At 69.9% G+C, this 21,192-nt stretch carries 17 protein-coding genes; 7 read left to right on the top strand and 10 right to left on the bottom strand.

The features are described 5' to 3' along the window. Positions 1-19: 19 nt before the first annotated feature. The 6 genes from ACTWQO_RS12285 to ACTWQO_RS12260 form a co-directional block, all read right to left on the bottom strand. Entirely contained in the window at positions 20-2,953 is a 2,934-nt protein-coding gene (locus tag ACTWQO_RS12285) for a glycoside hydrolase family 2 TIM barrel-domain containing protein (RefSeq protein WP_443237281.1), read from the bottom strand. Then, positions 2,950-3,921: an alkaline phosphatase family protein gene (locus tag ACTWQO_RS12280; protein WP_443237280.1), complete on the bottom strand. Its 972-nt coding sequence runs from the start codon at positions 3,919-3,921 to the stop codon at positions 2,950-2,952. The genes ACTWQO_RS12285 and ACTWQO_RS12280 overlap by 4 nt, the downstream gene beginning before the upstream one ends. A gap of 305 nt (positions 3,922-4,226) precedes the next feature. Further along, positions 4,227-5,099 carry a carbohydrate ABC transporter permease gene (locus ACTWQO_RS12275; protein ID WP_443237279.1) on the bottom strand — a complete coding sequence of 291 codons (873 nt, stop codon included), beginning with the start codon at positions 5,097-5,099 and terminating at the stop codon, positions 4,227-4,229. After that, positions 5,096-6,070, bottom strand: coding sequence for a carbohydrate ABC transporter permease (locus tag ACTWQO_RS12270; protein ID WP_443237330.1), 975 nt, complete (start codon positions 6,068-6,070; stop codon positions 5,096-5,098). The genes ACTWQO_RS12275 and ACTWQO_RS12270 overlap by 4 nt, the downstream gene beginning before the upstream one ends. A gap of 34 nt (positions 6,071-6,104) precedes the next feature. Beyond that, entirely contained in the window at positions 6,105-7,385 is a 1,281-nt protein-coding gene (locus tag ACTWQO_RS12265) for an ABC transporter substrate-binding protein (RefSeq protein WP_443237278.1), read from the bottom strand. Between the two features lie 47 nt (positions 7,386-7,432). Next, entirely contained in the window at positions 7,433-8,452 is a 1,020-nt protein-coding gene (locus tag ACTWQO_RS12260) for a carbohydrate kinase family protein (RefSeq protein ID WP_443237277.1), read from the bottom strand. A 139-nt stretch (positions 8,453-8,591) separates the two neighbouring features. Between ACTWQO_RS12260 and ACTWQO_RS12255 the strand changes: the two genes are divergently transcribed. The 5 genes from ACTWQO_RS12255 (at position 8,592) to ACTWQO_RS12235 (ending at position 16,234) form a co-directional block, all read left to right on the top strand. After that, the gene (locus ACTWQO_RS12255; protein WP_443237276.1) at positions 8,592-9,356 is read left to right on the top strand and encodes a DeoR/GlpR family DNA-binding transcription regulator; all 765 of its coding nucleotides are present in this window, start codon (positions 8,592-8,594) and stop codon (positions 9,354-9,356) included. Beyond that, complete coding sequence (locus tag ACTWQO_RS12250; RefSeq protein ID WP_443237275.1) at positions 9,353-10,690, top strand: 6-phospho-beta-glucosidase; 1,338 nt, start codon at positions 9,353-9,355, stop codon at positions 10,688-10,690. The genes ACTWQO_RS12255 and ACTWQO_RS12250 overlap by 4 nt, the downstream gene beginning before the upstream one ends. Before the next feature lie 51 nt (positions 10,691-10,741). Next, positions 10,742-13,786, top strand: a complete 3,045-nt coding sequence (locus tag ACTWQO_RS12245; protein ID WP_443237274.1) for an alpha-mannosidase — start codon at positions 10,742-10,744, stop codon at positions 13,784-13,786. 141 nt (positions 13,787-13,927) lie between these two features. Next, a complete protein-coding gene (locus ACTWQO_RS12240) occupies positions 13,928-15,178 on the top strand; it encodes an alpha-L-fucosidase (protein ID WP_443237273.1) in 1,251 nt (416 codons plus the stop codon). 171 nt (positions 15,179-15,349) lie between these two features. Continuing rightward, positions 15,350-16,234 (top strand): sulfotransferase family protein, encoded by an 885-nt coding sequence (locus ACTWQO_RS12235; protein WP_443237272.1) that lies wholly within the window; start codon positions 15,350-15,352, stop codon positions 16,232-16,234. Between the two features lie 110 nt (positions 16,235-16,344). On the opposite strand, the gene ACTWQO_RS12230 is transcribed toward ACTWQO_RS12235, so the two are convergent. Then, on the bottom strand, positions 16,345-17,466 hold the full coding sequence (locus tag ACTWQO_RS12230; RefSeq protein ID WP_443237271.1) for an ATP-grasp domain-containing protein: 1,122 nt from the start codon (positions 17,464-17,466) through the stop codon (positions 16,345-16,347). Between the two features lie 293 nt (positions 17,467-17,759). Here ACTWQO_RS12230 and ACTWQO_RS12225 point away from each other — a divergent pair, with 293 nt between their 5' ends. Both ACTWQO_RS12225 and ACTWQO_RS12220 read left to right on the top strand, forming a co-directional pair. After that, entirely contained in the window at positions 17,760-18,668 is a 909-nt protein-coding gene (locus tag ACTWQO_RS12225; protein ID WP_443237270.1) for a metallophosphoesterase family protein, read from the top strand. Further along, positions 18,616-19,299 carry a 4'-phosphopantetheinyl transferase family protein gene (locus ACTWQO_RS12220; RefSeq protein ID WP_443237269.1) on the top strand — a complete coding sequence of 228 codons (684 nt, stop codon included), beginning with the start codon at positions 18,616-18,618 and terminating at the stop codon, positions 19,297-19,299. The genes ACTWQO_RS12225 and ACTWQO_RS12220 overlap by 53 nt, the downstream gene beginning before the upstream one ends. Before the next feature lies 1 nt (position 19,300). Here the strand turns inward: ACTWQO_RS12220 and ACTWQO_RS12215 are convergent, their stop codons facing one another. The 3 genes from ACTWQO_RS12215 to ACTWQO_RS12205 all read right to left on the bottom strand — a co-directional run bounded on the left by ACTWQO_RS12215 (position 19,301) and on the right by ACTWQO_RS12205 (position 21,078). Next, positions 19,301-19,537, bottom strand: coding sequence for a hypothetical protein (locus tag ACTWQO_RS12215; RefSeq protein ID WP_443237268.1), 237 nt, complete (start codon positions 19,535-19,537; stop codon positions 19,301-19,303). Positions 19,538-19,867: 330 nt separating this feature from the next. After that, a complete protein-coding gene (locus ACTWQO_RS12210; RefSeq protein ID WP_443237329.1) occupies positions 19,868-20,392 on the bottom strand; it encodes a toxin-antitoxin system, toxin component in 525 nt (174 codons plus the stop codon). A gap of 32 nt (positions 20,393-20,424) precedes the next feature. Continuing rightward, complete coding sequence (locus ACTWQO_RS12205; RefSeq protein ID WP_443237328.1) at positions 20,425-21,078, bottom strand: helix-turn-helix domain-containing protein; 654 nt, start codon at positions 21,076-21,078, stop codon at positions 20,425-20,427. Positions 21,079-21,192 lie beyond the last annotated feature (114 nt).

Below are 21,192 nucleotides of genomic sequence, written 5' to 3'. Positions count from 1 at the left end.
AAGGGAGTTGAAGGCGGGTTCAGAGTGCGCGCAGGGTCCAGTTCCAGCGGTGGACACCCGGCGGGATCAGATAGGAGGCGGAGGTGTCCGGGCCGCACGACGCGGTGCCCAGCCCTCGGTGTGCCGCGTCGATGTGCACCACGCACCCCGGTCGCGGGACCAGCTCGTCATGGTGGGCGGCGGCGGTGAGGTCCTCGGCGCGGTACCGGTTCACCGAGACCTGCCGGGGCTCGTCCAGCCGTACCGCGAGACCGGTGGCGTCCGGTGCCGACAGCGTGAAGTGCCGTACGCCGTGCCGGCCGCCGCTCTCCTGCGGGCGCAGATAGGGGGTGAACAGCTCGTCCACGGGCACCGAGTGATGGCCGACGGGCGCGCCCGCACTCCGGTCGGGGTACGACTCCCAGGGCCCCTGCCCGAACCACTCCAGCAGGTCGAGCCCCGGCACCGTCTCGAACACCGTGCCCACCCGGGCCACGTCCCCGAAGTCCTCCGGCAGCTCGACGGACTCCTCGACCTCGACGCCGCCCTCGACCGGTGTGAGCACCTGCTGGTGACGGACGACGCCGAGCGTCCCGGCGTACTCGGCGGACACGATGATCCCCGCGCCGTCCCGCTGCACGGAGACGACCTTGCGGACCAGCGAGTCGAGCCCCCAGGTCCGCCAGCGCAGCGCGATGCCGCCCAGCTCGTCGTTGTCGGTGGGCGCCCGCCACAGTGACAGCGTGGGGGCGGCGGTGAGGAGGGGATGGACGAGGAGTCCTTCCCCGTCGACCTCTACGGGCGGGCCCTGGACGGTCGCGTGCCGCGGCGCGGGGGCCGCCCGCAGCCGCAGCTGGGGCGCGCACACCTCGGTGCCGCGCGGCCCCCACGGCTCGTCGTCCTTCGTGGTCACGCGCAGCGTCACCCAGGCCTCGCCGCCGTCGTCCGGCAGCTCGAAGGGGAGCGGCACGGCTGCCGTCTCGCCGGGAATCAGGTCGGGCAGCTCGGCGGGAGCGGTCAGCGTGCGGCCGTCGGAGAGGGTCAGCTCCCACTGGGCGGACAGCCAGTCCAGCCCGCGGAAGCACTGGTGGTTCGCGACCACCAGGCCCTCGTGCTTGAAGCACGTCAGCCGCACCGGCGCCGCGATCTCGCGGTGCTCGTACATCACGGGCTTGGGCGTGCGGTCGGGGAAGACGATCCCGTCGGCGATGAACGCGCCGTCGTGGATCAGCTCGCCGAAGTCGCCGCCGTACGCCCAGCGATGTCCGGGCGCGGCGACACCGTTGTCGTACAGCCCGGCGCCGGAGCGCCCGGCGGGTCTGCCGTCTGTCACCCGCTGGAGAATGCCGTGGTCCCAGAACTCCCAGATGAAGCCACCCTGAAGACCGGGCGTTGACTCGATGGCGGCCCAGTGGTCGGCGAGCGTGCCGTTGCTGTTGCCCATGGCGTGCGAGTACTCGCACTGGATCAGCGGCCGCGTCTGCTCCCCGGAGAGCGCGTGCGCGACACAGTCCTCGATCGGCGCGTACATGGGGCAGGCGATGTCGGAGGCGTCGTCCGTCGCCGCCCAGTCGAGCTTGGCCGCCCCCTCGTACTGGATCGGCCGCGTCGGATCGTGCCGCCGCAGCCAGCCCGCCGCCGCGTCATGGTTGGCGCCGTAGTCGGACTCGTTGCCCAGCGACCAGATGATCACCGACGGATGGTTCTTGTCCCGCAACACCATCCGCGAGACCCGGTCCACGAAGGCGTTCAGATAGCGCGGGTCGTCGGCGATCTCATGGGCGTGGTCGTGCGCCTCGATGTCCGCCTCGTCGACGACGTAGAAACCGAGCTCGTCCGCGAGGCCGTACAGCGCCGGGTCGTTCGGGTAGTGCGCGGTGCGGATCGCGTTGAAGCCGAAGCGCTTCAGCAGGACGAGGTCGGCGCGCATGTCGTCGTACGACACCGTCCGGCCCGTCAGCGGATGGAAGTCGTGCCGGTTCACGCCCCGGATGTAGATGCGCTCGCCGTTGACCAGCAGGTCCCGGCCGACGATCTCGACGTCGCGGAAGCCGATGCGCTGGTACGAGGTGTCGGTGACCGTTCCGTCGGCGCGGTGCAGCCGGACGGTCAGGCCGTACAGCTCGGGCGTCTCGGCGGTCCAGGTGCGGACGTCGGGGACGGTGGCGCGCATCCGTGCCTCGCCGAGGAAGTCGGAGACGCGCTCGTCCTCGGTGTTGAGGCGGTCGAACTCGGCGTCCTGCGCGAGGGGTTCGCCGTCCAGCTCGCCGGTGACGTACCAGCCGTCCGGCAGCACACCCCGCACCTGGCAGTCGACGCGCAACTCGCCGTCCGCGCGCGCCCGTACGGTCACGTCCGCGAGATGCAGCGGATCCGTCGCGTAGAGCAGCACCGACCGGGTGATCCCGCCGTGCCACCACTGGTCCTGGTCCTCGATGTGCGAGGCATCGGACCATTTGACGACCGTGAGCCGCACGGTCGCCGACGAGCCCGGGCGTACGACGTCGGTCAGATCGAACTCGGCCGCCAGGTGCGAGTCCTTGGAGATCCCGACCGACCGCCCGTCCACCTGCACCAGCAGCACGCTCTCGGCCGCCCCGACCTGGAGCACGATCCGCCGCCCGGCCCACTCGGCGGGGACGTCCACCTCGCGTTCGTACACGCCCGTCGGGTTGGCGGCGGGCGAGCGGGGCGGGAACTCGGCGAACGGCATGCGGACGTTGGTGTACTGCGGCAGGTCGTCCGTGCCCTGCATCGTCCAGGCGCCGGGGACGTACGTCGAGGACCAGGAACCGCCGACCGGCGCGTCCGGGGCGGACAGCAACTGGAAGCGCCAGTCGCCGTCCAGGGGCAGTGCTCCGGAGCGCCGGTCGACGGCGTTCATGGGGAGGCGCCCCCAGGAGGTCACCTCGGGTGCTTCCCAGGGGCGCAGGGCGATCAGGGGATCGGCTGGGCGCGGAAGTGCGTCGGTCATGGCCATTCCGAAGTCGGTGGTGACGTGGGTGACGTTGGGCTGTGCCGGGGGAGGGCACGGCCTTGCAGGCCCCAGACGGGATCGACGGTGATGCCGAGCCGGTCCAGGACGGTGGGGGCGATGTCGATGAGGCGGGGCGTGTCGAGCCGGGTGCCGCCGTGCGCGCCGGGCTCGGCAAGGATGACGAAGACCTCCTGTTCGGCACGCGTGTCACCGCCGTGGCCGCCGGTGTCGAGGTGACCGTGGTCCGTGGTGACCAGCACGGTCCAGTGCTCGTCGGCGCGTCGCGGGTCCGAGCGCCGGGCGTCGACCGCGTCCAGCAGCCGCCCGAGGTGGGTGTCCTGGGCGAGCAGGGCGTGGCCGTAGGCGGGAGAGAGGGGGCCCGTGGTGTGGCCGGCCTCGTCGGTGGCGCCGAAGTACACGAACAGGACGTCCGGGTCGTCCTCCGTGAGCCAGCGCTCGGCGGTTCGGGCGACGAGGCGGTCCGCGGCTCCGTAGCCGTCGGATTCGCCGTCGTAGTGCACACGTCGGCCGATGGCGGCGCCGAGGACACCGCGGCGGACCAGCTCAGGCCAGGACACCACGGCCGCGGTGCGCAGACCGGGCCGGGCGGTGACGGCGCGGCTCAGGAAGTCGGGGTAGCGGGCGTAGTCGGCACCGGCGAAGTCGTTGCCCGTTACCCCGTGACGGTCGGGCCAGACCCCGGTCAGCGCGCTCGACCAGCCGGGTCCCGAGTCGGTGTAGGCCATGCTGGTCGACGGGCCGTCATCGGCCTGGCCGTCCGCCTCGCCGTAGGGCAGCAGGCTGGTGCCGTGGGCACCCGCGGCCATCAGGGCGTGCAGCACGGGTGCGTTGGCCTGTCGGCCGGTCAGGCGGTCGAAGCGCAGCCCGTCCATGCCCACCACGAGCACCTTGCCCTGCGCGGCGCGGTCCGGACCGGGCACAAGGGCGGGCCGGGGGAGGGGCACGGCACGGCGACGAGTGAACGGCAGGCGGGCGGAAGGTCCCGTCCCCTCCCGCGAACGCTCAGTCCGTGCCCGCCGGTTATCGCCGTCGACGCTCGTCACTGTCCACCCCTCTCGGTGCTCGTGCCTGCTGCAGCGGCCTGGCCCAGTGCCAAGAGCTCGGGACTGACTGCCGGTTCTTGGCTGCGCGCCCGTTGTGGCTGGTCGCGCCCACGCGGCGGAGCCGCACATCGATACAGCCCCGCGCCCCTTTGGGGCGCGGTCCTCCCGGGCGCCTGAAAGGGCGCCCGGATCTCCGACAGGCCGCGTCAGCTCCCCTGCACCGCTCCCTCCGTGGCGCCCGCGATGAAGCCGCGGGCGAAGATCGTGAAGACCACGACCAGCGGGATGGCCGCCATGAGCACGCCGGCCATGACCATGCTGTAGTCGGTGCTGTGGCCGAGGTTGAGCTGGGCGAGCTCCACCTGGAGGGTGACGTGGTCGGGGTTGGTGAGCACGATGAGCGGCCAGACGTAGTCGTTCCAGGCGTTGACGAAGGCGTAGATGGCGAGGAAGGACAGTGCGGGCCTGATCATCGGCAGCGCGATGTTCCAGTACTGACGGAAGAACCCGGCGCCGTCGATGCGGGCGGCGTCGAGCAGTTCGTCGGGCACGCCGTTCTGTATGTACTGGTGCAGCCAGAAGATGCCGAAGGCGTTGGCGAGGGCGGGCAGGGCCAGCGCCTTGAGCATGCCGACCCAGCCGATCTCGGACATGAGGAGGAACTGCGGCAGGACGGCCAGCTGGAGCGGCAGCATCATGAACACCAGCAGCGTGCCGAAGAGCACCTTGCGCCCGGGGAAGTCGAACTTGGCGAAGGCGAAGGCCGCCAGGGAGTCGACGAACAGCACCAGGATCGTGGTGACGCACGCGACGACGACCGTGTTGAGCATCGACCCGAAGAAGTCGATGGTGTCGAGCACGTTCCGGATGTTCTCCAGCAGATGGGAGCCGAAGGTCAGCTTCGGTGGGCTCTTGTAAATGTCCTTGGTGGTGTTGGTCGCCATCACGATCGTCCACAGGAACGGGAAGACCGAGATCAGGACGGCCAGGACGAGGATGATGTGCGCGATCAGGCCCTTGGGGCGCCGCAGCCGCCGCCTCGGGCCCGTGGCCGGCGATGTGGTGGCGGCTGTCGTCATGACTTCCTCCCTCGTTGCACGATGCGCCAGTTGATGACGACGAGCACGATGATCAGTACGAAGAAGGCCCACACGATGGCCGCGCCATAGCCGTAGTCGTTGTCGAGGAAGGCCGACTGGTAGAAGTACAGCAGCGTGGTCAGGCCCGCCTGGCCAGGGCCGCCCTGGTTCTGGTTGGCGGCGTTGCTGGCGAACAGCACCTGGGGTTCGCTGAAGCTCTGCAGACCGTTGATGGTCGAGATGACGACGGTGAACAGGATGATGGGCCGCATGATCGGCATGGTGATCTGGAAGAAGGTACGGACGGGGCCGGCGCCGTCCAGCTTGGCCGCCTCGTAGATCTGCGTCGGGATGGCCTGCAGGCCGGCCAGGTAGATGATCATGTTGTAGCCGGTCCACATCCAGGTCATCAGTAGCGCGATGACCACTTTGATCAGCCACGGATTGCTCAGCCACGGGACGGGCTCGATGCCCACCGTGCCCAGGATCGCGTTGACCAGACCGAAGTTGTTGCTGAACACCGCGCCGAAGAAGATCGCCACGGCGACGATCGAGGTGACGTTCGGGACGTACAGAGCGATGCGGTAGAAGCCTTTGAAGCGGCGCACCGAATGCAGCAGCGTCGCCAGCACCAGGGCGCCGAACAGCGTGGGCACGGTGGACAACACCCAGATCGCCAGGGTGTTGCGGATGGACAGCCAGAAGACCGGGTCGTTCCAGAGGAACTCGTACTGCTGCAGACCCACGAACTGCTTGGTGCCCAGGCCGTCGTAGCGCTGGAAGGACACATACAGCGAATAGAAGACAGGGCCGAAGGAGAAGGCTGCGAAGATCAGGAAAAAGGGCGAGATCGCCAGGTACTGCCGCCAGTACGTCAGAACCCCGCGACGCCTGGGCCGAACGGCGCCCGCAGGTGGGGTGCGCCGCGGGCGGAAACGGGCCGGGCCGGTTCCGCCACGGTGCTCGCGCACCGTGGCGGAACCGGTGACCGGAGGTGACGTCACCTCACTTCACCCCCTGTCGCCGGGCGATCTGCTTCGCCTGGCTGACCGCGTCGTTCCAGGCGTCATCGGGCTTCTTGCCCTTGGCCTCGATGCTGCTCAGCTCGGCCGAGAAGGGTGCCATGACCGCGGAGTCAGCGGGTGCCTCGTAGCTCACCGGGATGGCTTCGGCGGCGGGGCCGAAGACCTCGATGATCTTCTGTCCGCCGAAGAAGGCGTCGGGGCCTGTCATGGCTTCCATCGAGTACGTCGCCGGAGAGGCGGGGAAGATGGTGGCGTCGGTGTAGCTCTTGGCGTTGTTCTCCGGGCTGAGGATCCAGCTGATGATCTTGAATGCCTCTTCGGGGTTCCGGCACTGCGAGGGCAGGGCCAGGTAGGAGCCGCCCTGGTTGGCCGGCCCGTTGGGGTTCGCACAGACCCGCCACTTGCCCTTGGTGCCCGGGGCGGCCGACTCGATGTCCAGCGCGTGCCAGGCGGCGCCGAGTTCAGTGGCCAGGTTCTTCCCGATGGCGGCGTTCCAGGTCTGGTCGTTGATCTTGGCGTCGATGCCGAGCGTGTAGGGGCGGATCGCCGTTTCCCACGCGGCGCGGATGTGGTCCTGGTCGCCGATGAAGTGGTTGTCCTCGTCGATGAACCGCTTGGTGCCCTGGCCGACCGCGATGTTGAACACCGAGCTGATGTTGTTGACCAGGAAGACGCCGGGCTGCGACTTCTTCAGCTCGGTGCCGAGCGCGAAGTAGTCCTCCCAGGTCTTGGCCTCGGCGGCGACCTTGGCCGGGTCGGTCGGCAGCCCGGCCTTGTCGAACAGGTCCGCGCGGTAGAAGAGCGCGGTGGGACCGATGTCGATCGGGAACCCGATCTGCTTGCCGTCCTCGGTCTGGGCGAGCTTGGTCTTCCACTCCAGGTACTGGGACGAGATCTTCTTGAAGCCCAGGTCGTTCAGGTCGAGGAAGCGGTCGGCGTTGGGCAGGAAGGAGGCGATGTCCTCGCCCTTGATGCCGGTGATGTCGGGCACGGAGGAGCCGCCCGCAGCGAGGGTGGTGGTGAGCTTCTGCTTGAATTCGCCGCCGATGGAGGCGGCGGTCAGCTTGACCTCGCTGCTGAAGTGCGTCTTGGTCTCCGCGACCAGCTTGTCGCTGAGCGCGCCACCCCAGTACCACAGGGTGAGGTCCTTGCCCTTCTTGGTGCCGCCCGATTCCGAGCCGTCGCCGCAGGCGACGGTCAGGCCGGACGCGGCCGCGGTGAACGCGGCGGCCTGGAGGAAGCGTCTACGAGAGAGGTCCACGGGTCACTCCTGTTGTTCCTGTTCGACGTGCTGAGGGTGGGTAAGGGTCAGGGCTGCTGTGCGGGCGGGGTGACCGGGGCGTGCTGCACCGGCGGGCCGACGTCGGCCGGGATGCGGTGCGCGAGGAAGCCGTATGCCTTCTTCAGAGCGGGGTCGGTCAGGGAGCGCCACCAGCGGTCGACGCCGTACCAGCCGGGGGCCGCGAGCGCCCCGCCGTGGTGCCGGACGGACAGACCGGACGCCAGCACCGCGAACTTCAGCCGCTCCACCAGCGGCCAGCCGCCGAGTGAGGCGGCGACGAAGCTCGCGCCGAAGACGTCGCCGGCGCCGGTCGCGTCCAGGACATCGATGTCGAGGGCGGGAACCTCCGCGTACTCGCCGGTGGTCTGGTCGGCGGCGATCGCGCCGTCGCCGCCGCGGGTGACCACGGCGACCGGCACCAGTTCGGTGAGCGTGCCGAGCGCCGCGACCGCGCTGTCGGTGCGGGTGTAGGCCATCGCCTCGGTCTCGTTGGGGAGGAAGGCGTGGCACAGGGAGAGCTGGTCGAGGAGGTCGCTGGACCACTGCTGGGTGGGGTCCCAGCCGACGTCCGCGTAGATCTGCGTGCCGTTCGCGGCGGCCTTGCCGAGCCAGGCGCGGGGTTCGGACTCGATGTGCACAAGGGCGGTGCGCGCCTCGGGCGGGTCGCCCATCAGCGTGTCCTGCGAGTACGGCGGTTCCTGGCCGTGGGTGACCAGGGCCCGGTCGTGACCGTGCGCGATGGAGACGGTGACCGGGGTGGGCCAGCCGTCCGCGGTGCGGGAGAGCGAGAGGTCGACGCCTTCCTGGTCGGCGAGGACGTCACGGCAGTGCTCGCCGTAGAAGTCGTCGCCGAAGACCGTGGCCAGGGAGGTCTGCAGGCCGAACCGGGACGCGGCCACCGCGAGGTTCGCGATGCCGCCCGGGCCGCAGCCCATGCCGGACGTCCAGATCTCCTCGCCCGGCGTCGGTGGCTTCCCGAGCCCGGTGAGGACGAGGTCGTAGAAGAGCAGACCGGTCAGCAGGACATCGGGCCTGTCGTCGTCCACGCGCACATCCCTTCGTGGGGAGCTCGTCAAAACTCGTCATTTTCGATGACCGGAATCGTGCGCCGCTCGGCGAGATTGGTCAATACCTCAGCAGAACTGAGCATAGAAATGATTGAAGATGACGAGTAGTGTTCACCGCGTGCTGGCAGAACGACGACACCAACTCATCCTGCGGGCCCTGCGCTCCGGTGGCCCCGCGGCCGTGACCGATCTCTCCGAGGAACTGGGTGTGAGCCCGGCCACCATCAGGCGTGACCTGGTGAAACTCGAGGAGGACGGCCTCCTCACCCGGGTGCACGGCGGCGCCGTCGCGGAGGAGGGCGACCAGCCCTTCGCCGAGGTCGCCGAGGTGCGCGTGTCCGAGAAGGACGCCATAGCGGCCCGGGCCGCGGAGTTGATCAAAGATGGTCAGTCGGTGCTGCTCGACATCGGCACCACCGCCTACCGCCTGGCCCGCCAGCTGCATGGCCGCCGCATCACCGTGATCACCAGCAACCTGGTGGTCTACGAGGAACTGGCGGACGACGAGGGCATCGAGCTGGTCCTGCTCGGCGGCATGGTCCGCCGCGAGTACCGCTCACTGGTCGGCTTCCTCACCGAGGACAATCTGCGCCAGCTGCACGCCGACTGGCTCTTCCTCGGCACCAGTGGGGTGCGCCCGGGCGGGCAGGTGATGGACACGACGGTGGTCGAGGTGCCGGTCAAACGCGCCATGATCAAGGCCAGTGGCAAGGTCGTCCTGCTCGCCGACTCGGCCAAGTTCCCGGGTACGGGTATGGCGAAGGTCTGCGGTCCCGAGGACCTGGACGTGGTGGTGACGAACGCTCCCGTGAACACGTCGACGCGGTCCTCCCTGGAGGAGGCGGGCGTCGAGGTGCTCGTGGCAGGAAAGGTGCGAGAGTGAAGTTGACGATTCTGGGCGGCGGCGGATTCCGTGTGCCGCTGGTGTACGGGGCCCTGCTCGGGGACCGTGGCGAGGGCAGGGTGACGCAGGTCGTGCTGCACGACCTGGACGCCGGCCGGCTCGACGCCGTGACCCGCGTCCTGGCCGAGCAGGCGGCAGACGTCCCCGACGCTCCCGAGGTCACCGCCACCACCGACCTCGACGAGGCCCTGCGCGGCGCCGACTTCGTGTTCTCCGCGATCCGCGTCGGCGGCCTGGAGGGACGCGCGAACGACGAGCGGGTGGCCCTGGCGCAGGGTGTCCTCGGCCAGGAGACGGTCGGCGCGGGCGGCATCGCCTTCGGCCTGCGGACCGTGCCCGTCGCCGTCGACATCGCCCAGCGGGTGGCCCGCCTCGCGCCGGACGCCTGGGTCATCAACTTCACCAACCCCGCGGGCCTGGTCACCGAGGCCATGTCCCGCCACCTCGGCAACCGCGTCATCGGCATCTGCGACTCGCCGGTCGGCCTCGGCCGCCGTATCGCCCGCGTCCTCGGCGCCAACCCGCGCGAGGCGTGGATCGACTACGTCGGCCTCAACCACCTCGGCTGGGTCCGCGGCCTGCGCGTGGCCGGCCGTGACGAGCTGCCGCGGCTGCTCGCCGACCCCGGCCTGCTCGGCTCCTTCGAGGAGGGCAAGCTCTTCGGCCCCGACTGGCTGCAGTCGCTCGGCGCGATCCCGAACGAGTATCTGCACTACTACTACTTCAACCGGGAAGCCGTCCGCGCCTACCAGGAGGCCCACCAGACCCGCGGCGCCTTCCTGCGCGACCAGCAGGCCCGCTTCTACGAGGAGATGAACGACCCGAGCGCGGCGGCCCTGCTCGCCTGGGAGCGCACCCGCGCCGAGCGCGAGGCGACGTACATGGCGGAGAACCGGGAGACGGCGGGCGCCGGCGAGCGCGACGCCGACGACCTCTCCGGCGGCTACGAGAAGGTCGCCCTCGCACTGATGCGGGCCATCGCCCGCGACGAACGCACCACCCTGATCCTCAACGTGCGCAACGAGCACACGCTCTCCGTCCTTGACAACGATGCCGTCATCGAGGTCCCGTGCCTCGTCGACGCCAACGGCGCCCACCCGGTCGCCGTCGACCCGCTGCCCGACCACGCCACCGGACTCGTCTGCTCGGTCAAGGCGGTCGAGCGCGAGGTCCTGGCCGCGGCCGAGTCCGGGTCCCGTGCGACCGCGGTGAAGGCGTTCGCACTGCACCCGCTCGTCGACTCCGTGAACGTGGCCCGCAGACTGGTCGACGGCTACACCGAGGTCCACCCTGGTCTCACGTATCTTGCGTAAGCGCTTTCCCGGCAGGCTCTTCATCTCCCCGTACGCTCTCTGGAGACTCTGATGCACGACGAACGCCAACGGATCGAAGAGCGCGTCCAGCGCCTTCACGACCAGCGGATCAAGGCCGCGATCTACGCGGCCACCGTGCCGTTCGAGGTCGAGGCCTGGCAGGCGCCGGGCGAGCCGGTCTCCTTCGAGGAGGCGGCGGCCGCTCCCTACGCTCCCTTCGCGATGGACACCCCGTGGGGCCCGCCGTGGGGCACGACCTGGTTCCGGATGCGCGGACAGGTGCCCGCCGAGTGGGCCGGCAAGCGCGTCGAGGCGGTCATCGACCTCGGCTTCATCGGCGACTGGCCAGGCAACCAGGCCGAGGCGCTGATCCACCGCACCGACGGCACCCCGCTGAAGGCGGTCAACCCGCTCAACCAGTACGTGCCGATCGCCAACCCGGCGACCGGCGGTGAGCAGATCGACTACCTCGTCGAGGCGGCCTCCAACCCGGACATCCTCGCCGACAACTTCTCGAAGACCACGCCCATGGGCGACGTCCTGACCGCCGGCGACAAGCCCCTCTACACCTTCCAGCGCGCCGACCTCGCCGTCCTCGACGAGGAGGTCTTCCACCTCGACCTGGACGTCCAGGTACTGCGCGAGCTGATGCTGGAGCTGGGCGAGCACGACCCGCGCCGGCACGAGATCGCGCACGCCCTGGACCGGGCGATGGACCTGCTCGACCTCGACGACATCTCCGGCTCGGCGGCCGAGGTGCGGGAGGCGCTCAAGCCGGTGCTGTCGAAGCCCGCGAACGCGAGCGCGCACATCGTCTCCGGCGTCGGCCACGCGCACATCGACTCCGCCTGGCTGTGGCCGATCCGCGAGACCAAGCGCAAGACGTCCCGCACCTTCTCCAACGTAACCGCGCTCGCCGACGAGTACGAGGACTTCATCTTCGCCTGCTCGCAGGCCCAGCAGTACGAGTGGGTGCGCGACAACTACCCGCAGGTGTGGGCACGCATCCAGGAGTCGGTGAAGAAGGGCCAGTGGGCTCCGGTCGGCGGCATGTGGGTGGAGGCCGACGGCAATCTGCCCGGCGGCGAGGCGGTCGCCCGGCAGTTCATCCACGGCAAGCGGTTCTTCATCGAGCACTTCGGCGTCGAGACCAAGGGCGTGTGGCTGCCGGACTCCTTCGGCTACACCGCGGCCTATCCGCAGCTCGCCAAGCTGGCCGGCAACGAATGGTTCCTCACCCAGAAGATCTCCTGGAACCAGACCAACAAGTTCCCCCACCACACCTTCTGGTGGGAGGGCATCGACGGCACCCGCATCTTCACGCACTTCCCGCCCGTCGACACCTACAACGCCCGCTTCAGCGGCGAGGAGATGTCCCGCGCGGTCCGCAACTACCAGGAGAAGGGCGGCGCCACCCGCTCCCTCGCCCCCTTCGGCTGGGGCGACGGCGGTGGCGGCCCCACCCGCGAGATCATGGAACGGGCGCGCAGGCTGGCCGACCTGGAGGGCTCGCCGAAGGTCGTCGTCGAGCACCCGGACGACTTCTTCGCCAAGGCCCGCGAGGAGTACCCCGACGCCCCGGTCTGGGTCGGCGAGCTCTACCTCGAACTGCACCGCGCCACGTACACCTCGCAGGCCCGCACCAAGCAGGGCAACCGCCGCTCCGAACACAAGCTCCGCGAAGCCGAGTTGTGGGCGACGACTGCGGCACTGCACGCGCCGGGCTACAGCTACCCGTACGAGAAGCTGGACCGCCTGTGGAAGACGGTGCTGCTGCACCAGTTCCACGACATCCTGCCGGGGTCGTCGATCGCCTGGGTGCACCGGGAGGCCGAGGCCGAATATGCCCGCGTGGCCGAGGAGTTGGAGGCGCTGACGCAGGAGGCGGTGAGCGCCCTCGGCAGTGACGGACCCCGGGTGTTCAACACCAGTCCGTACGAGCGTTCCGAGGTGCTGCGCGCCGCCGACCGGCCGGTCTTTGTGGAGGTACCGGCGAGCGGCAGCGCACCTCTCGCCGCCGCCGAGCCCCCGCAGCCGGTGACGGTCGAGAACCGCACCCTCGACAACGGCCTCGTGCGCGCGACGGTCGCGGAGGACGGAACACTGTCGTCCGTCCACGACCTGCGGGCGAACCGCGAAGTCCTCGCCGACGCGGGCAACCTGCTCCGCCTCCACACCGACCTTCCCAACTACTGGGACGCCTGGGACGTCGACAAGCACTACAAGAACCGCTACACGGACCTGCTGGACGCCTCGGAGATCACGGTCGTCGAGCAGGACCCGCTGGTCGGCGCGATCCGGGTCGTGCGGCCCTTCGGCAACGGCTCGACCATCACCCAGACCATCACCCTCCGCGCCGGCAGCCCCCGTATCGACTTCGAGACGGACATCGACTGGCACGAGGCCGAGAAGTTCCTCAAGGCGGGCTTCCCGGTGGACATCCGGGCCCCGCACTCCTCCGCCGAGATCGCGTACGGCCACATCCAGCGCCCCACGCACACCAACACCAGCTGGGAGGCGGCCCGCTTCGAGGTGTCCGGCCACCGCTGGGTGCACGTCGGCGAACCCGGCTACGGCGTCGCGGTCATCAACGACTCGACGTACGGCCACGACGTCTCCCGCACGGTCCGCGAGGACGGCGGTACGACGACCACGGTCCGCCTCAGCCTGGTCCGCGCCCCTCGCATCCCGGACCCGGAGGCCGACCAGGGCCGCCACCGCTTCACCTACGCGCTGCTTCCCGGCGCGACCATCGAGGACGCCGTCGCCGAGGGCTACGCCCTCAACCTCCCGCTGCGCGTGGCGGATGCGGTGGGCGCGCCCGAGCCGGTCGTCTCCGTCGTCGGCGAGGGCGTCACCGTCGAGGCGGTCAAGCTCGCCGACGACCGGTCCGGCGATGTCGTCGTCCGGCTCTACGAGTCCCGCGGCGGCCGCGCGCAGGGCATCCTGCGCGCCGGGTTCCCGCTGGCCGGGGCGAAAGTGACCGACCTGTTGGAACGTCCCCTTGCGGACGAGCACGTTCAGGTTGTCGACGGTGGGGTCGTGGTCGAGTTGCGGCCGTTCCAGGTGCTGACGTTGCGGTTGGCGCTCCGCTGAGAGGGCGGTTGTTCACTGCGGGTCCGGTGGGGGCTGGTCGCGCAGTTCCCCGCGCCCCTTAGGTGGGTGCGGGGACCGCCCGTGATCAGCTGCCCGCCCCTTCTCCTTCGAAGTGACCTATTGCCGCTGAGGAGTTCAATCGTGCCCATGCAGCCGTGGTTCGTTGACGCCAAGCTAGGCATCTTCATCCACTGGGGGATCTACGCGGTCGACGGCGTCCAGGAGTCCTGGTCGTTCTACGACGACATCGTTCCGTACGACACCTACATGTCCCAGTTCGACCGCTTCACCGCCTCCCGGTACGAGCCGCGGGACTGGGCGAAGCTGTTCGCGCGCGCCGGCGCCAAGTACGCCGTCCTGACCACCCGTCATCACGACGGCGTCGCCCTCTGGGACACCGCGTACGGCGACCTGAACGTGGGCCGGGACCTGATATCCGGATACGCCGACGCCCTGCGCGAGCAGGGCCTCAAGGTCGGCTTCTACTACTCGCACTCCGACTGGAGCCACCCCGACTACGCCTCCACGCGCAAGCCGGGCCGCCCGCCGGAGCTGGAGGACAACCGCTACTCGGAGGTGGCGGCAGAGTTCGAGGACCTGGAGGCCTGGGAACGCTTCCTCGCCTACCGGGACGGCCAGATCCGCGAACTGACCTCCCGCTACAAGCCGGACCTGATGTGGTTCGACGGGGAGTGGGACCGCAGCGAGGAGCAGTGGCGCATCCCCGAACTGGCCGCGCTGATCCGCTCCGAGGTCCCTGAGGTCGTCTTCAACGCCCGCATGCTCAGCGAGGGCGACTACGCGACCCCCGAGCAGGGCGCCCCGGTCGTCCCGCCCGAGGGCCCCTGGGAGCTGTGCCTGACGATCAACGACTCCTGGGGTCACCAGCACCACGACCACAACCACAAGTCGGTCGACCAGCTGATCCGCTACTTCACCGAGACGATCGGGGGAGGCGGCAATCTGCTCCTCAGCGTCGGGCCGAGGGAGGACGGCACGATCCCGCAGGAGCAGGCCGAGCGCCTCGAAGGGCTCGGCGACTGGATCGCCCAGCACGCCGAGGCGGTGTACGGCACCGAACGAGGGCTGCCCGCCGGTCACCACTACGGCCCGAGCACCCTCTCCAAGGACCGCCGCACGCTGTACCTGATCCTGTTCGACGCCCCGCGCGCCGAGATCAACGTACGCGGTCTGCTCGGCTCGGTGCGCCGGGTCACCGTGCTCGGCAGCGGCACCGAGCTGGCCCATCGGATCACCGGAGGCCTGCACGAGACGCCGGGCGTGCTGTGGATCGAACCGCCGGCCGCGGCGGACCTCGACCCGCATGCCACCGTCCTCGCCGTCGAGCTGGACGGCGAGCTGGAGCTGTACCGGGGGGCCGGACGTTTCTGATCGTGAACACGTTGTCCCAGGAACTCCCATGAAGATTTAAGGAAGCGGTAAAGCGCCTGGTCACGGACGAATTCCCGGAGTCCGTGACCATGGCGCTTTGCTTCTTGGACACTTGGAGTTTGCCTACTGCCCGTGGGATGCGAAGGTAAGGCGCAAGAGAAAGGTGTCGCGGTGGGAGACTCGCGTAAGTCAGCGATCGGCAAGGGGCTGAGGCGCCGGGGGAGGCTGATGATGCAGGCGGTGAGCCCGCCGCGTCGCACTCTGGACGCCATTCCGTCACCCCGGCCCGCGGCGAAGCTGAAGGAGTCGGCGTACGTCGCTCCGATCGCCCCGCGCCTGGTGGAGGCGCCGGTCTTCGTGCTGTCCTCGGTGCGCTCGGGCTCGACCCTGCTCCGCGTGCTGCTGAACAGCCACAGCCGGATCCGCGCCCCGCACGAGATGCATCTGCGCACCGTCCACGTCCAGCTGACCCGCAGCTTCACCGCGGACGCCATGAAGGCGCTGGAACTCGACAAGGCCGAGCTGGAGCACCTCCTCTGGGACCGGGTGCTGCACCTGGAGCTGACCCGCAGCGGCAAGGACGTCATCGTCGACAAGACGCCACCCAACACCCTCATCTGGCCCCGGCTGGACCGATGTTGGCCCAGCGCCCGCTACATCCTGCTGCTGCGCCACCCGGGCGCCATCGTCGCGTCCCTGACCGACCGCCGCCGCGACCCCGACCACGAGGCCATCCGCGCCGAGGTGCTCAACTACTCCGAGAAGCTGGAAGAGGCCCGGCAGAAGCTCGGGAACGCGCACATCGTCACGTACGAGGAACTCACCGCCGAACCGGAGAAGGCCACCCGCGCCCTGTGCGACTACCTGGGCGTCGAGTGGGAGTGCGGCATGCTCGACTACGGCAACAAGGACCACGGCACCTTCCGCCCCCAGCTCGGCGACTGGAGCAGCACCATCAAGTCCGGCCGCATCCAGCCCGCCCGCACGGCCGACCCGACCGCCGAACTGCCGCCGCGCCTGAAGGAGATCGCGAAGGCGTGGGGGTACGAGGTCTAGGCACCCCAAGGAGACGGGCGCCAATTGGTCCACACCGGCGAGGGAGACGCCCTGAAGGGGCGCGGGGAACTGCGCGAGCAACCACAGACAACCCGCACCTGGCAGACGACCTACAGCCGCAGTGCCTCAGCCGCAACCTCGACGGAGTTGACCGGTGCAGGTGTAGCAGGCAACACCTGCGGCTCCTCAACTCGTTGGTGCGGCAGCGACACCGCGCGCAAAGGCCGCGGCCCGGAAACCACCGTGTAGTCCTGCCCCAGGAACGGCGGAACCACCTCACCGGGATCCTCACCGAGCGCCAACTGGACAGCCGCCCAAGGCGCGTTGACCCCGCACAGCGACAGCTGATGCAGCCCGCCCGCCGGACGCGTGTTGACATCCATCAGAACCGGCGTGTCCCCGAACATCCGGAACTGGATGTTGGACAGGTAGTGCAGCCCGAACCCCTCCGCGATCGCCCGCGCCGGTGCCAGCCACTGCTCGTGCAGAGTGAACCCACGTCGCCGGCCGTTCTTCGTGCGGCCCACCGCCAGCCGGATCCGGTTGTCGGGCCCGGTGAGGCAGTCCACCGACACCTCCGGCTGCTCGAGACGCGGCATGACCAGCCAGTCGACCGGCTCATCGGACTGCCGCACCGCCTGCACGACCAGGTCGAGAGGGACGTACGAACTCGGGAAGCCGTTCAGGTGCATCATCGAGAACGGCGTGCGGGTGATGTTGCGGAAGCCCACCCCGCCCGCGCCGGACGCCGGCTTGAAGCACGCCTTGTGGCCGCCCGCCTCCAACTCCTCGACAGCGGCGACGAGTTCGTCCGCCGACCGCACCCGCCACCACGGCGGCACCGGCACGCCGATCGCCTCGACCGCCTCGTACGCGATCACCTTGTCGTGGAAGACGGCGACGGCCTCGGGCGGCGGCGCGAGCACCGCCGTACCGACCGCCTCGAAGTCGGCCCGGTGCGCCACGACCGCCGACTGCTGCAGACGCGGCACGAACACATCGATGGCACGGCGCGCGCACTGGTCCAGGGCGTACTCGACATACGCGGCCGGGGACAGACCCTCCGGCTCGAAGTCGGCGGTGTCGGCGGCGGCCAGCACGGGGGAGTCGGCGTCTCCGTGCGTGGCATGGATCTCGACGGCCCGATCACTGGGATTTCGTCGCAGCTGATCCATGAAGAACACGTTCTCCGCGTACGTGCGGTTGAGCCAGACGCGTACGCGAGAGACCATGCAGGCCGCCTTTCACGGTTCGCGGGCACGGCGGAGCGGGCCGTGCCCGGCCAGATCGAATGAGGGAACACCAAACTGCCCCTGGTGAAGGGAAGTCCGTGGTGGTGGTGTTGGGGCGATCATACGGCGTCGCGGGGGCGTGGCGTGCAACATACGTGTTACGGATTTTCGGATGTTGCCTGTCGGGAGGATGTTCTCCTGATAACCCGCGCGGCCCGCCGCCGAGATCCGCCTTGTCCGGGGGCCGCGGATGTGCTGTCGTGGAGCCATTCGCGCGCGGAAGGGGCGACCAGGTGACGTCGACGGCCGGTGGTGCCGGACAACTGCTGGCCATCAGCGATCTGCACATCGGCTACCCGGAGAACCGCGCCCTCGTCGAGAAGATGCACCCCGAGACGGACGACGACTGGCTCCTGGTGGCCGGCGACGTCTCCGAGACCGTCTCCGACGTGCGCTGGGCCCTGAAGACCCTCGCCGGCCGCTTCCGCAAGGTCGTCTGGGCCCCCGGCAACCACGAACTGTGGACCCACCCGAAGGACCCCGTCACCCTGCGCGGCGTCGCCCGCTACGAGCACCTCGTCGAGGAGTGCCGGGAACTCGGCGTGCTCACACCCGAGGACCCGTACCCCATCTGGGACGGACCCGGCGGCCCGGTCGCCGTGGCGCCGCTGTTCCTGCTCTACGACTACTCGTTCCTCCCGGCCGGCTGCGCGACCAAGGACGAGGGGCTGGCGTACGCGCACGGAACCGGGATCGTCTGCAACGACGAGTATCTGCTGCACCCCGACCCCTACCCGAGCCGCGACGCCTGGTGCCGGGCCCGGGTCGCGGCCACCGAGCGCAGGCTCGCCGAGCTGCCCGGCGACCTGCCGACGGTGCTGGTCAACCACTACCCGCTGGACCGGCACCCGACGGACATCCTGTGGTACCCCGAGTTCGCCATGTGGTGCGGCACCGGGCTGACGGCCGACTGGCACCGCAGATTCCGGGTCCAGACCATGGTCTATGGTCATCTGCACATTCCGCGGACGACCTGGCACGACGGTGTCCGCTTCGAAGAGGTGTCCGTCGGATACCCGCGAGAATGGAGCAAGCGCTCCCAGGAGCCGGGGGCACTGCGCCGGATTCTGCCCAGGGAGGTGGGGCCAGGTGATCGAGGAGCTGCTGCCCGCCTCGGTGGTGGTCGTGGAGACGTACGGTAACGACGAGCCGGCGCCCCTGTACCCCGAGGAAGAGGCGGTCGTGGCTCGGGCGATCGACAAGCGCCGCCGTGAGTTTTCCACCGTACGGGCCTGTGCCCGTCGCGCCATGGAGAAGCTCGGCGTACCGCCGCAGGCCGTGCTGCCCGGCGAGCGTGGCGCACCGAGCTGGCCGGCCGGCCTGGTCGGCAGCATGACCCACTGCGAGGGCTACCATGCCGCCGCCCTGGTCCGCGCCACCGACCTCGCCTCGATCGGCATCGACGCCGAACCCCATGACCCGCTGCCGCAGGGTGTCCTGGCCGCCGCGTTCCTGCCCACGGAGGGACCGCGGCTCAGCAGCCTGGCCGCGCTGCACCCGGACATCCACTGGGACCGGCTGCTGTTCAGCGCCAAGGAGTCCGTGTACAAGGCGTGGTTCCCCCTCACCCGGCAGTGGCTGGACTTCACCGAGGCCGACGTCACGATCTCCGCGGACCCCGGCGATCGGTTCGGCGGCGCCTTCCGTGCCGAACTCCTGGTCCCCGGACCGCTGATCGGCGGCCGGCGGCTCCGTCACTTCGAGGGCCGCTGGACCGTCCGGCGCGGCCTGGTGGCGACGGCCGTCGCCGTACCCCACCAGGCCGCCGCGTAGGTCAGGCCTCCGGGCACCAGGTCTGCAGCAGCCGGAAGAACTCCTCCTCGTTGCCCGCGAGACCCGCCTCCGCCAGCGCCTGCTCCGCCTCGGCCAGCACGGACGGCGGAACGGCAGGTGGCCGGCCACCGCCCGGCGGCCCGGCAGCGGTGTCGAAGGCGGCACGCACGGTGTGCAGCAGCCGCAGATAGGCCTGTACGGCGGTGCGCTCACGGTCGGTCATCAGGACGGTCGGCATCGGTCGGCTCTCCCCACGTCGGCGTCGGTCGGGCGCGCCTCCGTACTCGGGTGGCACGCACCCCCAAGTCTGCCGCCCACCACTGACAATCGGGCTTGGCTACTTGCCGGTTCGCCCACTCAGCCCAGGACGGGTGCCGGGCAAGTGCTAGGCGAGTGCCGAGTGAGTGCCCACCAACGCCCACTGGTCCGACGCGCCGGCCGCGAGGGAGCCGTAGGGGGCGCACCGGTGTCGAGAGACCGAGCGCGCGGAGGCGCGCAGCGCCGAGCACGGTCGGTCTCTCGACACCGGCATTCAGCGCCCCCGAAGGCGACCGAGCAATTCAGCACGTCACAGTCCCAGATACCCCAGCGACGCCTCGATCCGCCCCGCCAGACGATCCCGCTGCACCGGCCCCCGCGACGACGAACCGGCAAGCCACGTACGGCACTTGCTGGCCAGCAGGAGGCCGAAGCTCTCGGCGTCCTGCTCGTCGGTGAGGTCGAAGCGGGTGCGGGCGGCGATCCGGCGGACGGTGTCCTCGAGGTCGGCCTCGTCGCTGAGCAGCCGGGCGGCGACGGCCGCGCCCTCGACATGGTGGCTGCAGTGCCCGGCCTTCATGTGCCACAGCTCGTGGCCGAGGATGACCAACTGGTGGTCGGGGGCGGTGCGTTCCTCGACGACCACGACGTCCTGGTCGGCCATGTCGAGCCACAGCCCGCTGGCGGTGCCGGGCGGGAAGGCGACCGTACGGAAGTGGACGGGGCGGCCGCGGCGTCTGCTCATGGCGTCGCACAGAGCGCCGTACAGGTCCTCGGGCCGTGCCGGTGCGGGGAGCGTGAGCTCCGCGACCAACTCGCCGCACAGGCGGCGCATTTCCTTGTCGATGCCCACTGCTCTCCCCCGGCTCAGGACTCGGGCCGTTTGACGCTCTCCAGGAGCATGTCCAGCCATTCGGCGACCTTGTCGCGGTGCTGGTCGGTGGGCAGCTGCGCGGCCCGCCAGGCGATTCCGCGGACGCCGTGGTCCTGCAGCAGCCGCTCCAGCGGGTCGTCGGCGGCGGCTGCCGCCTCCCGCTCACGGTCGGCGAGCTTCTGCAGCAGCTCCTGCTCGGTGCGCTGCAGGGCGCCCGCGAGCGCTTCGGGGTCCTCGGCCGTCAGGAATCCGGCATGGACCCGGAAGAAGCGCTGAATGGCGTCGCAGTGCTCCATCGTGGGCCGGCGGTCGCCGTTGATGAGAGCGCCCGCCTGCTGCCGCGACATACCCGCGCCGTCGGCGATCTCCTGCTGGGTGTACTTGCGCCCGTTCGGCTTGAGCCGGGTGCGGCGCAGCAGGTCCAGGCGTTGCAGGAACCTCGCCTGCACATCGGGCTCGCCCGCCGGCCGGCCGCTCAGCAGGGCCTTGACCACGGGCTCGGGGACACCGGAGGCGACGGACAGCCGGCCGGTGGCGAAGACGTCCGCGTGCGCCACGCCGAGCCGGTCGGCGAGTGCGGTGACCCGGGCGACGACGGCCTGCAGAGCCGCCGTCGCGGCGCCGGGACCCTCGAAGCCATCCGTCACCGACAGATCTCCCACGTCTCTCACAGGCCTTCTCACCGGCATTCTCACCACACACGGTTGCCGTGAACTTCCCGGAGAGTAGCCGGTGGTTCGAACTCACATCCAGGTCTCGCC

The sequence above is a fragment of the Streptomyces sp. 4N124 genome, from assembly GCF_052245395.1.
Classification (GTDB): domain Bacteria; phylum Actinomycetota; class Actinomycetes; order Streptomycetales; family Streptomycetaceae; genus Streptomyces.
This window is presented reverse-complemented; position numbering and strand designations above follow the sequence as displayed.